Annotated in this window: 11 protein-coding genes; 1 reads left to right on the forward strand and 10 read right to left on the reverse strand. The window is 68.3% G+C overall.

Annotated elements, in window-relative coordinates; all coding sequences use genetic code 11:
- Positions 1-123: 123 nt before the first annotated feature.
- From KF892_12715 to KF892_12760, 10 genes are read right to left on the reverse strand one after another with little or no spacing between them, the layout of a single operon-like run.
- Positions 124-1,479, reverse strand: a complete 1,356-nt coding sequence (locus KF892_12715) for a sigma 54-interacting transcriptional regulator (GenBank protein MBX3625872.1) — start codon at positions 1,477-1,479, stop codon at positions 124-126.
- A 19-nt stretch (positions 1,480-1,498) separates the two neighbouring features.
- The gene (locus KF892_12720) at positions 1,499-2,161 is read right to left on the reverse strand and encodes a hypothetical protein (GenBank protein MBX3625873.1); all 663 of its coding nucleotides are present in this window, start codon (positions 2,159-2,161) and stop codon (positions 1,499-1,501) included.
- A complete protein-coding gene (locus tag KF892_12725) occupies positions 2,151-3,563 on the reverse strand; it encodes a HAMP domain-containing histidine kinase (GenBank protein ID MBX3625874.1) in 1,413 nt (470 codons plus the stop codon). Before KF892_12725 ends, KF892_12720 begins: the two co-directional genes overlap by 11 nt.
- A gap of 11 nt (positions 3,564-3,574) precedes the next feature.
- Positions 3,575-4,501, reverse strand: a complete 927-nt coding sequence (locus KF892_12730) for a M48 family metallopeptidase (protein MBX3625875.1) — start codon at positions 4,499-4,501, stop codon at positions 3,575-3,577.
- A gap of 11 nt (positions 4,502-4,512) precedes the next feature.
- Positions 4,513-5,274 carry a 1-acyl-sn-glycerol-3-phosphate acyltransferase gene (locus KF892_12735; GenBank protein ID MBX3625876.1) on the reverse strand — a complete coding sequence of 254 codons (762 nt, stop codon included), beginning with the start codon at positions 5,272-5,274 and terminating at the stop codon, positions 4,513-4,515.
- The gene (gene gmhB, locus KF892_12740; protein ID MBX3625877.1) at positions 5,274-5,876 is read right to left on the reverse strand and encodes a D-glycero-beta-D-manno-heptose 1,7-bisphosphate 7-phosphatase; all 603 of its coding nucleotides are present in this window, start codon (positions 5,874-5,876) and stop codon (positions 5,274-5,276) included. The genes KF892_12735 and gmhB overlap by 1 nt, the downstream gene beginning before the upstream one ends.
- Before the next feature lie 7 nt (positions 5,877-5,883).
- Entirely contained in the window at positions 5,884-8,022 is a 2,139-nt protein-coding gene (gene glyS, locus KF892_12745) for a glycine--tRNA ligase subunit beta (GenBank protein ID MBX3625878.1), read from the reverse strand.
- Complete coding sequence (gene glyQ / locus KF892_12750; GenBank protein MBX3625879.1) at positions 8,022-8,945, reverse strand: glycine--tRNA ligase subunit alpha; 924 nt, start codon at positions 8,943-8,945, stop codon at positions 8,022-8,024. Before glyQ ends, glyS begins: the two co-directional genes overlap by 1 nt.
- Before the next feature lie 55 nt (positions 8,946-9,000).
- Positions 9,001-10,593 (reverse strand): apolipoprotein N-acyltransferase, encoded by a 1,593-nt coding sequence (lnt, locus tag KF892_12755; GenBank protein ID MBX3625880.1) that lies wholly within the window; start codon positions 10,591-10,593, stop codon positions 9,001-9,003.
- Entirely contained in the window at positions 10,583-11,476 is an 894-nt protein-coding gene (locus tag KF892_12760) for a CBS domain-containing protein (GenBank protein ID MBX3625881.1), read from the reverse strand. Before KF892_12760 ends, lnt begins: the two co-directional genes overlap by 11 nt.
- A gap of 144 nt (positions 11,477-11,620) precedes the next feature.
- On the opposite strand from KF892_12760, the gene KF892_12765 reads away from it, so the two are divergent.
- On the forward strand, positions 11,621-12,661 hold the full coding sequence (locus tag KF892_12765; protein ID MBX3625882.1) for a GTP-binding protein: 1,041 nt from the start codon (positions 11,621-11,623) through the stop codon (positions 12,659-12,661).
- Positions 12,662-12,819: the final 158 nt, after the last annotated feature.

Raw genomic sequence — 12,819 nt, forward strand, 5'->3', positions numbered from 1 at the left:
CGGGGCGCATGCTGCAGCGCACGCCAAACGGGGCGGAATCGGCGGGTTTTTGTCGCCGTGCGGCGACAAGTCCTCACGCCGGCTGCTGCAAGTGCTTGATTTTGCTGAGGTACGCCGCTGTCTCTACTCAGCGACAGGCGGCTCGGCCTTGAACTGGCCGGGGGTCAGGCCGTGCCGCTGCAGCAGCCGGTAGAACTCGGTGCGGTTGCGGTCGGCCAGGCGCGCGGCGTCGGCTGCGTTGCCGTCGGTGAGCTTGAGCAGGCCCACCAGGTAGTCGCGCTCGAAACGCTCGCGCGCCTGCGCGTAGGTGAGCACCTCCACGCTCGGCACGCGCAAGGCCCGCTGCACGAGCGTGAGCGGGATCAGCGGCGTGGTGGTCAGCGCACAGACCTGCTCCACCACGTTGTGCAGCTGGCGCACGTTGCCCGGCCACGGGGCAGTGGTGAGCGCCTTCATCGCATCGGGGGCGAAGCCGGTGAGGCGCTTGTCGTACTTCGCGGTGAGCTTGGCGAGGAAGTGGTTGGCCAGCAGCGGGATGTCTTCGCGCCGCTCGGAGAGCGTGGGCAGGTGCAGCGACACCACGTTGAGCCGGTAGTAGAGGTCTTCGCGGAACTGGCCCTGCGCCATCAGCGCATCGAGGTCGCGGTGCGTAGCCGACAGGATGCGCACATCGACCGGCACCGACTGCGTGGCGCCCACCGGGCGCACCGAGCGCTCCTGCAGCACGCGCAAGAGCTTCACCTGCAGGGCGGGCGGCATGTCGCCGATCTCGTCGAGGAAAAGCGAGCCGCCGTCGGCGGTGACGAAGAGGCCGGTGTGGTTCGTCACCGCGCCGGTGAAGGAGCCCTTCACATGGCCGAAGAGTTCGGACTCGAGCAGCGCCTCGGGAATGGCGCTGCAGTTGACGGCGACGAAGGGCTTGGCCGCGCGCGGGCTCGCGCGGTGGATGGCCTGCGCCAGCAGCTCCTTGCCGCTGCCACTCTCGCCGCGGATGAGCACGCTCGCGTCCGACGCGGCCACCATCTTCGCCTCCGACAGCAGCTCGGCCATGCGGTTGGAGCGGCTGACGATGGCCTCGCGCCAGCCGTCGTGCCCGGTGGCGGTGTCGACGGCGGGAGCAGCGAGCGCGAGCGCTTCGTTGACCTTGTCGAGCAAGGCCTTGCCGTCGAAGGGCTTGGTGAGGTAGCTGAAGACCCCGCGCGCGGTGGCGTCGACTGCGTCGGGAATCGTGCCGTGCGCGGTGAGCAGGATCACCGGCAGCGCCGGGTGGCGCGCGTGGATCTCGTCGAAGAGTGCGAGGCCGTCGCGCCCCGGCAGCTGCACGTCGCTCACCACCAGCTGCGGGCGCGCCACGGCCAGTTGCGTGAGCGCGGCTTCGGCCGACTCGACCGCGGTGACGCGGTGGCCCGCCGCGCTGAGCCGCATGGAGAGCAGCTTCAGCAGGTCGGCGTCGTCGTCCACCAGCAGCAGGTTGGCCATGGCGTCGCGTCGCTCGCGGTCAGGGGGTTTTCGGGGCGGCGGGGGGCTGCGCCGCGGGAGCGGGCGGCGCGGCCGGGGCCGGCCCGCCGCTCGGCGGCCGGTTGGCCATGCTGCGCTCGATGGCCTTGAGCGCTTCGAGCTTTTCGTTGAGCTGCTGCAGGGTGCGCTGCTGCTCGCGGTTGCGCGTGGCCTCGCGGTTGAGCGCGTCTTCGAGGCGGCGCTGCTCCAGCACCCGGCCGAGCAGCAAGCGCGCGAGCGGCTGCCAGGGCGCGAGTTCGGGTGCGCTCGACTTGGCGATCGGCTCCAGCAGCGCCACGGCGCGCGCCACGTCGCCACCGTTGTGCTGCTGCGCGAGCGCGAGCGCCAGTTCGAGCACCGCGTCGGGCGGCGCAGCAGTGGGGGTGGCCGACACCGCGGCGTTCAATCGGTTGATCTCGTTGGCCAGGTCTTGCGGCGACAGCTGGCGGAGCTGCTCGTGGTACGCGAGCAGCCGCCGCGCCGCCACGTCGGCCGGCTCGGGCTGGGCGGGCGGTGCGGGCAGCACCACGACCTTGGGTGCCGGGGCCTCGACCGACACGGGCGCCGCAGGGGGCACGGGCTTGGGAGGCGGCGACATGCAGGCCTGCAGCAGCAGCACCCCCACCACGCTCGATGACAGACCCAGGATTGATTTAACGCGCATGCGGCAATTCGATGTGAAAGTGGGCCCCCGGGCCGTCGTCCTGCAGTTCGACCACACCGCCGTGCGCGGTGATGTACTCGTGCACGATCGACAGGCCGATGCCGGTGCCACGCACCGCATCGCTCGGCTGCCGCTCGCCGCGGTAGAAGGGCTCGAACACACGGGCCCGGTCGGCGGCGGCCACACCGGGGCCCTGGTCGACGATGTCGATGCAGGCACGACCCGGCACGCGGGTCACGCAGAGGCGGATGGTAGCGCCCGGGGGGCTGAACCTGATCGCGTTGGAGAGCAGGTTGCCGAGTGCGGTTCCGAGCTTGTCGGGGTCGACTTCGGCCCAGAGGGCCTCGCCCTCGACCTTCACCGCCAGCTGGCGGGCCTGCCATTGCAGGCGCTGGCGGGCGACCAGGTCTTTCAGCAGGCCGATCAGCTCGACACGCTGGCGCACGAGCTTGCGCGCCTCGAAGGCAGCGGCGTTGAAGCGCAGCAGGTCTTCGATCTGGCTCTGCAGCAGCGCTGTGTTCTGGCGCAGGATGCGGGCGACCTCCTTCTGGTCGTCGCTGAGCGCGCCGGTCACGCCCTCTTCCAGCAGCGACACGCCTTCGCGCAGCGCGGCCAGCGGCGTCTTCAGCTCGTGCGACACATGGCGCAGGAAACGCGACTTGTCGGAGTCGAGCTCGGCCAAGCGCAGGCGCAGCCATTCCAGGCGGCGGCCGAGCAGGCGCACGTCGGACGGCCCGCGGATCTCGATCGGCTGGTCAAGCCGGTTTTCGCCGAGGCCGATCACCGCCTGCTCCAGGCGCTTGAGCGGCCGGGCGAGCCAGAGGCCGAAGATGAACGCCAGCCCGACGGCCACGACGATGGCGATCAGCATCTGCCGGCCCAGCTCGGCGCGGCCGGCTTCCAGCTCGTCCATCAGCACCTGGTTGCGCTGCTCGGTGGTCACGCGCACCTGGTTGGCGATGGTGTCGTTGATGCCTTCGAGTTCGCGGAAGGCGTTGGTGATCGAGGCCTCGCGCTCGCGCAGGTCGGCCGGCGTGCCCTTGAGCTGGTCTTCGATGCCCGACTCGTGCGCGTTCCACTCGGCGGCAAGGTTGGCCGAGACGAGGTTGTCGGCCAGGCGCTTGAGCGCGTCGCGCGCATCGCGGCCGGCTTCCTCGAAGCGCTGGCGCAGCACCGGGTCTTCGAGCACGAGGTACTGGCGGGCCGAACGCTCCATCGCCACCGTGCGCTCGGCGAGCAGCTGCGCATCGGCGGTGTGGGCCACGGCGCGGCGGGCGCCCTCGCTGCTCTGGCGCAGCAGCTTCTCCAGCGTGAAGAGGCCGCGCAGCGAAGCGGCGCTCAGAAGCGCAGCGATCAACAGGAAGGCGACCAGCAGCAGCTGGCGAAAGGAGTAACGATGCACGGGGCCCGACCTTAGTCGAAGACCGGCAGTACGTCGTCTTTCAGGGTACTGCGCACCTGCTCATAGTCGGGCATCACCGAGCGCACCACGTCCCAGAAGCGCGGGCTGTGGTTCATCTCGCGCAAGTGTGCGAGTTCATGCGCGACCACGTAGTCGATCTGCGGCATCGCGAAGTGGATCAGGCGCCAGTTGAGGCGGATCGAGCCGTCGGCCCCGGCGCTGCCCCAGCGCGTCTGTGCCGACGACAGCGAGAGCCGCGTGTAGCGCACGCCCAGCTGCTGCGCGAAATGCGTGAGGCGCTCTTCGAAGATGCGGCGCGCCTGGCGTTGCAGCCAGCTCTGCACCACGTCGCGGATCTGATCCGGCGTGGCGGTGTGCGGCAGGCCCACGTGCAGCGTGAGGCGCGGCACGCCGGGCAGAGCGTCGCCATCGGTGTTGAGCACCGCGCCACCGCGCGTGAGGCCGGCGCGCACGTCGAGCACCACGATCACGGTCTCGCCGAGGAAGGGAATGCCGGTGCCGTCGCGCCAGTCGACCTTGGCGGCCTGCAGGCGCTGGGCGCGCTCCTGCTGCTCGGCGAGCTTGCGCAGGATCCAGTCACCCTTCTCGCGCAGCGCCGATTCGATCTCGCCGAGGCCCACCCACTTGGGCGCGGCCACGCTCAGGCCTTCCACGCCGACGACGAAACCGATGCTCTTGCGCCGCGCACGGCGCAGCGCATAGGCGACCGTGTGCTCGCGCAGGCGGATCTCGCGCTGGGCGTTGGGGTGGCGGAAGACGGCGGGGGCCAGCACGTCGGCGATCGGGACTGCAGGAGGGGCCGCGACGGGCGGCGCGGAGACGATGCGCGGGGCCGCCGGAGCCGGAATGTCTGCCGGCGTCGGCTCATCGAACAGCGAAAGCTGCGAGGTCGATGGGGCCGGGGTGCCGCGGGTCATGGGCCGTGATTCTAGGTTCTGGGTTCCGCGGTTTTCGCTGGGTACGCTTCGGGGTCGAGCCGATGCATCTCGCCCTCGATCCAGGCTTCGACTTCACGCATCAGCTCGTCGGGCTCGCGGCCCACCGAGGGGATGGGCTTGCCGATCGAGACGTCGACGATGCCCGGGCGCAGCAGGAAACTCTTGCGCGGCCAGCAGCGCGCGGAGGTCACCGCGATCGGCACCACCGGCCGGCCGGTCGAGCAGGCCAAGCGCGTGCCACCGGCCTTGTAGGTGCCCTTCTGGCCGCGCGCTGCGCGTGTGCCTTCGGGGAACATGATGACCCAGTTGCCTGCGTCCATGAGGCGCTTGCCCTGCTCGGCCACCTTGCTCCACGCTTCGTTGCGCTTGCTGCGGTCGATGTGGATCATGTCCATGCGTGCCATCGCCCAGCCGAAAAAGGGGATGTAGAGCAGCTCGCGCTTGAAGACGTAGGCGAGCGGGTGCGGCATCAGCGAGGGGAAGAAGAACGTCTCCCACGTCGACTGGTGTTTGGGCAAGAGGATCACGCCGGTGTCGGGCAGGTTCTCCATGCCGGTGACACGCGGCTTCACGCCGCAGACCACGCGGCAGATCCACATCGACTGCATCAGCCAGCCGGCGCAGGCCCAGTACATCTTGTCGCCGCGCACGAAGGCTGAGTAGATGATGACCGCGATGGCCCAGGGGATCACCGTGACCGACATCCACAGCACGAAGAAGGCCGAGCGCAGGGCATACCAGAGGGTGCGCATCAGTCGAGCCTCCCGAAGCCGGAATCGACCTTGCCGCTGCGCGCCGTGCGCTCGCGCTGGATCATGTGTTCGGCGAAGGCCGCGAGGTCGGCGTGCACCTGCAGCTCGGGGATCTGCTGCTCCAGGAGCGCGATCTGCGCATCGCTGAGCGCCGCGCCTTTGCCGGTGCGCACCAGGTGCGGCGGGCAACCGGCGGCCACGGCCGCTTCGAGGTCGCGGGCCGAGTCGCCCACGACCGGCACCTTGCGCAGGTCCACGCCATAACGCTCGCCAATCTGTTCATAGAGACCCGGCAACGGCTTGCGGCAGCTGCACTGGTCTTCCGGGGCGTGCGGGCAGAAGAAGACGGCGCCGACGCGGCCGCCCACGCGCGCGAGCGCGGCGTTCATCTTGGTGTGCATTGCGTTCAAGGCGGCCATGTCGAAGAGGCCGCGGCCGAGGCCCGATTGGTTGGTGGCGATCACGGTCTGCCAGCCGGCCTGGTTGAGGCGGGCGATGGCCTCGAGCGCGCCCGGCAGCGGCACCCACTCGTCGGCCGACTTGACGAAGTCGTCGCGGTCTTCGTTGATGGTGCCGTCGCGGTCGAGGATGATGAGGTTCATCATCGTGTCAGGCCGCGAGCTTGGACAGGTCGGCGACGCGGTTCATCGCGGCATGCAGGGTGGCCAGCAGGCCAAGGCGGTTGGCGCGCAGCGCGGCGTCTTCGGCGTTGACCATCACCTTGTCGAAGAAGGCATCGACCGGCTCCTTGAGCGCGGCCAGGGCCTGCAGCGAGGCGGTCTGGTCGCCGGCGTCGAAGGCGGCATCGGCCTTCGGACCGACCTGCTGCAACGATTCGTACAGCGCGGCTTCGGCCGGCTCCTTCAAGAGCGCGGTGTCGACCTTCGCGTCGACCACGCCCTCGGCCTTCTTGAGGATGTTGCCCACACGCTTGTTGGCGGCGGCGAGCGAGGCCGACTCGGGCAGCGACGCGAAGGCGCGCACGGCGGCGAGGCGCTTGGGCACGTCGCTCGGGGCGGGGCGCAGCGCGAGCACGGCGTCGACCTCGTGCGCGCTGTAACCCTGCTCGCGCAGCGTGCCGGCGAGGCGCTCGTAGATGAAGGTGGCGAGTGCCTCGGTCGGGTCTTCGATCAAGGTGCCGAAGGCCGGCACCGCCGCCTTCACCAGCTCGGTCACCGACAGGTGCAGGTCCTTCTCGATCAGGATGCGGATCACGCCGAGTGCATGGCGTCGCAGCGCGAACGGGTCCTTGTCGCCGGTGGGCAGCTGGCCGATGCCGAAGAGGCCGACGAGCGTCTCCAGCTTGTCGGCCAGTGCGAGCACGGTGCCGGTGTGGTTGCGCGGCAGGGTGTCGCCGGCAAAGCGCGGCTTGTAGTGGTCTTCGATCGCGATGGCCACGCCGTCGCGCAGGCCTTCGTGGCGGGCGTAGTAGCCGCCCATCACGCCTTGCAGCTCGGGGAACTCGCCGACCATGTCGGTCAAGAGATCCGCCTTGGCCAGCTGCGCGGCTTCGCGCACCTTGCTGTCGAGCACGTCGAAGTGGTCCTTGTCGTCGACCGAGTAGGGCACCGTGCTCAGGCGCAGCAGGTTGATGATCGCGTGGCCAATGGCCTGCACCCGCTCGGCGCGCTCGCCCTGGGTGCCGAGCTTGCCGTGGTAGACCACCTTGGCCAGGCCGGGCACGCGCGAGGCGAGCGTCTTCTTGCGGTCCTGGTCGAAGAAGAACTTGGCGTCGGCCAGGCGCGGGCGCACCACACGCTCGTTGCCGCCGATCACGCGGCTCGGGTCTTCGGGGCGGATGTTGCTGACGATGAGGAACTTGTTCGTCAGCTTGCCGTGCGCATCGAGCAGCGGGAAGTACTTCTGGTTGGCCTTCATCGTGAGGATGAGGCACTCCTGCGGCACGTCGAGAAACTCTTTCTCGAACTCGCACAGCAACACGTTGGGGCGCTCCACCAGCGCCGTCACTTCGTCGAGCAGCGCCGGGTCGTCGATGGGGGTGAGGCCGAGCTGGCCGGCTGCGTGCTGCAGCTGGCGCACGATCTCGGCATGGCGGTGCTCGAAGCTTGCGATGACGGCACCCTGCTCCTCGAGCTGCTTGGCGTAGTGGTCGGCGTCCTGCACCACCACCGGGTCGACCTTCGCTTCGAAGCGGTGGCCGTGGGTCTCGCGGCCGGCGGTGAGGCCGAGCGCCGAGATCGGCACCACGTCGGCACCATGCAGTGCGACGAGGCCGTGTGCGGGGCGCACGAAGTTCACGCTGCTCCAGCCGTCGGCCAGCTGGTACTGCATGACCTTGCGGATGGGCAGTTGCGCAAGCGCCTTGTCGAGCGCTTCCTGCAGGCCGGCGGCGAGCGTCATGCCCTTGGCGGTGCTGTCGTAGAAGAGGGCTTCGGCCTTGCCGTCCATCTGGCGGCGAAGCGTCGGCACGACGGACGCATCGGCGCCGACGCTCGCGAGCTTCTTCAGGAGCGCGGGGGTCGGCTGGCCGTCGGCGTTGAGGCCCACGCTCACCGGCACGAGCTTGAGCGACACGGCCTTGTCGTCGGCCTGCGCCCGCACGGCGCTGATGTGCACGGCCAAGCGGCGGGGCGATGCAAAGGAGGTGACGGCGGAATGCTCGGTGCCGAGGCCGTTGGCCTTCAGGCTCTCGGCGAGCACCGAGGAGAACGAGGCGCCGAACTTCTTCAGGTCTTTCGGCGGCAACTCTTCGACGAAGAGTTCGAGCAGCAGGTTCTTGGTGGTCATCAGGCGGCCTTCTTGTTCTTGTCGAGCTGGGCCACGACCTCGTCGGCCCAAGCCTTCGGTGCCATCGGGAAGCCAAGGCGAGCACGGCTGTCGAGGTAGCTCTGCGCCACGCTGCGCGAGATGTTGCGGATGCGGCCGATGTAGGCGGCGCGCTCGGTCACGCTGATCGCGCCACGTGCGTCGAGCAGGTTGAAGGTGTGGCCGGCCTTGAGCACCTGCTCGTAGGCGGGCAAGGCGAGCTGTTGCTCCATCAAATACTTGGCCTGCTTCTCGTGGGCCGCGAAGGCGTGCAGCAGGAAGTCGACGTCGCTGTGCTCGAAGTTGTAGGTGCTTTGCTCGACTTCGTTTTGCAGGTAGACGTCGCCGTAGCTCAGCGTGTCGGTCCACTTCAGGTTGTAGACCTTGTCGACGCCCTGCAGGTACATCGCCAGCCGCTCCAGCCCGTAGGTGATCTCGCCGGTGATGGGCTTGCACTCGACGCCCCCGACCTGCTGGAAGTAGGTGAACTGCGTGACCTCCATGCCGTTCAGCCACACCTCCCAGCCCAGGCCCCAGCAGCCGAGCGTGGGGTTCTCCCAGTCGTCTTCGACGAAGCGCACGTCGTTGCTCTTGAGGTCGAAGCCCAGCGCTTCGAGCGAGCCGAGGTAGAGGTCGAGGATGTTGTCGGGCGCGGGCTTGAGCACCACCTGGTACTGGTAGTAGTGCTGCAGGCGGTTCGGGTTCTGGCCGTAGCGGCCGTCTTTCGGGCGGCGGCTGGGCTGCACGTAGGCGGCCTTCCAGGGCTCGGGGCCGAGTGCGCGCAGGAAGGTGGCGGTGTGGCTGGTGCCGGCGCCGACTTCCATGTCGTAGGGCTGCAGCAGGGCGCAGCCCTGGCGGTCCCAGTAGTCTTGCAGGCGCAGGATGATTTGCTGGAAGGTCAGCATGGGTGGCATTCGCGACGGAAACGCGCGATTTTAGGGGCCACCCTGCCCTGCACCCCTACTCTTTGCGGCGCAAGGGCAAGGTCATCAGCATGAGCGCTACAGCCAGGGCAACCAAAGGCCAGAGCCCATAGCGCGACGCCCACCAGGCATACGGCGTCAGGCCCTGGCGGCCTTCGACCTGCGCGTCGAGCACACCCTGCGTGAAATACGGCAGCGCATGCGTCACCACGCCGTGGTGGTCGATCACCACCGTGGCGCCGGTGTTGGTGGCGCGCACCATCGGGCGCTGGAATTCGAGCGCGCGCATGCGCGAGATGCCCAGGTGCTGGTTGACCGCGATGCTGTCGCCGAACCAGGCGATGTTGCTGATGTTGGCGAAGATGGTGGGCGCTTCGTCCATCTCGGCGAAGCGCGCCGCCAGCTCCTCGCCGAACAAGTCTTCGTAGCAGATGTTGGGCGCGATGCGCTCGCCCTTGAAGGCGAAGGACGGCGGCACGCGCAGGCCACGGCTGAAGTCGCCGAGCGGGATGTTCATCATCTCGGTGAACCAGCGAAAGCCCGTGGGGATGAACTCGCCGAAGGGCACCAGGTGGTGCTTGTCGTAGCGGTAGTAGCCGCCGGGCCACTTGAGCGTGTCGCGCGAGAGGCCGACCACCGAGTTGGTGTAGCCCGCCTCGAAGCTGCCGAGCGGGCGCCCGATCAAGGCGGCCTGCTCGCCCTGGAAGTGCAGCGCGAGCGGCTTCCAGTAGTTGGACGGCAACTGCTCGGGCAGCAGCGGCACCACCGTCTCGGGGCCGATCACCAGCTGACCCTTGGCCGCGAGCAGCTGGCGCTGCGCCCATTCCAGTGTTTGCGGCAGGGTGGCCTCGGCGAACTTCTGGTCCTGCGGCACGTTGCTCTGCAGCAGGGTGAGCGTGAGCGTGCCGGTCGGGCGGGTGAAGGGCACGGGCTTGATCAGCGCCAGCGCCACCAGCGCGGTCACGCTCAGGCCAAGGCCAAGCACGCCACCCGCGGCCTGGTGACCCACGACCCTCATGCCCAGCACCAGGCCGGCCCCGAGCGCCGCACAGACGAAGCCCACGCCGTAGACACCGATCCACGGCGCCAGGTTGGCCACCGGGCTGTCGACGTGGGCATAGCCCGACGCGGCCCATGGGAAGCCAGTGAAGATGACGCCACGCGCCAATTCGGCCAGCATCCAGCAGCCGGCAAAAAGCAGCGCGTCGAGCAGCGCACGGTGGCGGCGCAGCCGGGCGAATACCGCCATGAGCACCGCCAGGTACAGCCCGAGCACCGCGTTCAAGGCCAGCACCGCCATGCCCGACATCCACGACGGCAGGCCACCGTACTGGTGCATGCTGATGTAGAGCCACCACGTGCCGGTGGCCCCCCAGGCAGTGGCAAAGACCCAGCCCACCAGCGCGGCACGGCCGGGGCTCGCGCGGCTGACCTGCCACACGAACCCGGCCACACACAAGATCTGCAGCCACCAGACGGCCGGGTACGCCGTGGGCAGGGCGTGCCCCACGCCAAGCAACACGGCGAGCAGGATGTCGAGCCCGAACAGCAGACCGTCGGAACGCGTGCTGCGAAGCCCCCTGCGCCGCCCGGAAGCGCTCTTGGTCGGCGCCTCGCGGTCACGCGCCATCGGTGCCCACCGCGACTTCCGGTGCTCGCGTGACCTTGAACCAGCGCACCGCGCCGCCGCGGGTGAGCATCACGGTGAAGATGAGGCTGCCGAGCGGCACCGCCTCGCCACGCCGCGGCACGCGGCCGAGCGCCTGAGCGACCAGGCCGCCGATGGTGTCGAACTCGTCTTCTGGCAGCTTGACGACGAAGGCTTCGTTGACGGCCGAGATGTCGGCATCGCCCGCCACGCGGTGGCTGCCGTCGGCCAGGGTGTAGATGCCGGTCTCGCTGCTCTTGTCGTCGAACTCGTCTTCGATCTCGCCGACGATCTCTTCCAGCACGTCTTCGATGGTGATGAGGCCGGCGGTGTTGCCGAACTCGTCGATCACCATCGCGAGGTGGTTGCGGTTGACGCGGAAGTCGCGCAGCAGCTCGTTCAGGCCCTTGGATTCGGGCACGAAGACGGCGGGGCGCAGGAGCGTGCGCAGGTTCAGCTCGGGCGCGCGCTGCAGCTTGAGCAGGTCTTTGGCCATCAGCGTGCCGATGATGTTCTCGCGCTTGCCTTCGAAGACGGGGAAGCGCGAGTGGCCGGTGTCGATCACGACTTCGAGCAACTCGTCGTAGGGGGAGTCGATGTCGAGCACGTCCATGCGGGGCGCGGCCACCATCGCATCGCCGGCCGTGAGGTCGGCCATGCGGATCACGCCTTCGAGCATCATGCGCGACTCGGGCGCGATCAGCTCGCGATGCTCGGCATCGGCCAGCGTTTCGATCAGCTCGTCTTTCGAGTCGGGGCCGGGCGAGACAAATTCGATCAGGCGCTCGAACAGGCTGCGCTTGTCGGCATGGGACGCGTGTTTGTCAGCACCCTTGGGGTATCGACTCGGGTGAGGGTCAGCCATCAGGCCGCTTTGCGGGAAGTTCGGACCCCAAAAGCTTAACTGAAGCCGCGGCCCGCGCCGGCAGATGCTTGACACATCTGGTACCTTGAACCCTTTCCCGCGGCCCCCACGTGGGGCCTTTCCATCGCCAACCCGGGTTTCATCATGAGTCTCATCCCCGCCACCATCCTCACCGGCTTCCTCGGCTCCGGAAAGACCACCTTGCTCAAGCGGGTGCTCACCGAAGCGCATGGCCAGAAGATCGCCGTGGTGGAAAACGAGTTCGGTGACGAAAACATCGACAACGAGATCCTGGTGCAAGACACCCAGGAGCAGATCATCCAGCTCAACAACGGCTGTGTCTGCTGCACGATCCGCGAAGACCTGCGCACCACCCTCTCCGACCTGGCCGCCAAGCGCCGCAAGGGCGAGCTGACGTTTGACCGCGTGGTGATCGAGACCACGGGCCTCGCCGACCCCGGCCCCGTCGCCCAGACCTTCTTCATGGACGATGAGATCGCCGAGAGCTACCTGCTCGATTCCATCCTGACGCTCGTGGATGCCAAGCACGGCAACGACCAGCTCGATTCGCGCCAGGAAGCCCGCCGCCAGATCGGCTTCGCCGACCAGATCTTCATCAGCAAGACCGACCTGGTCGACGCGGCCGCGGTGGACGACCTCACCCACCGCATCAAGCACATGAACCCCCGCGCACCGCAGCGCAAGGTGCATTTCGGCGAGGTGCCGATCGCCGAGGTGTTCGACCTGCGCGGCTTCAACCTCAACGCCAAGCTCGACATCGACCCCGATTTCCTGAAGGCCGACGACCACGATCACCACCACCATCATCACGACCATGACCACGAGCATGGCGAGCACTGCGACCACCCGCACCACCATGCGCACGACGACGACGTGAAGTCCTTCGTCTTCCGCTCCGAGAAGCCCTTCAACCCGGCCAAGCTGGAAGATTTCCTCGGGGCGATCGTGCAGGTCTACGGGCCGAAGATGCTGCGCTACAAGGGTGTTCTCTATATGAGGGGGTCGGACAAGAAGGTCATCTTCCAGGGCGTGCACCAGCTGATGGGCAGCGACCTCGGGCCGGCCTGGGCCAAGGGCGAGAAGAAGCAGAGCAAGCTGGTCTTCATCGGGGTCGACCTGCCGCGCGAGATCCTCGAACAGGGCCTGGAGCAGTGCTTGGCCTGAGGCCCATCGCCTCAGGAAAAAGGGCTCGGAAGATGCACTTTGACCGGCAAACAACGTGGCTACAATCCGCGGCGCCCAAAACGGGGCTGCTGGCCAACCCAGGGCCCTGCAGAGCGGGTATAACCGCCGTTGCGAGGAGACTTCAGTGACCAAGACCC

The organism is Rhizobacter sp. (genome assembly GCA_019635355.1).
In the GTDB taxonomy this organism is placed as follows: Bacteria; Pseudomonadota; Gammaproteobacteria; order Burkholderiales; family Burkholderiaceae_C; genus Rhizobacter.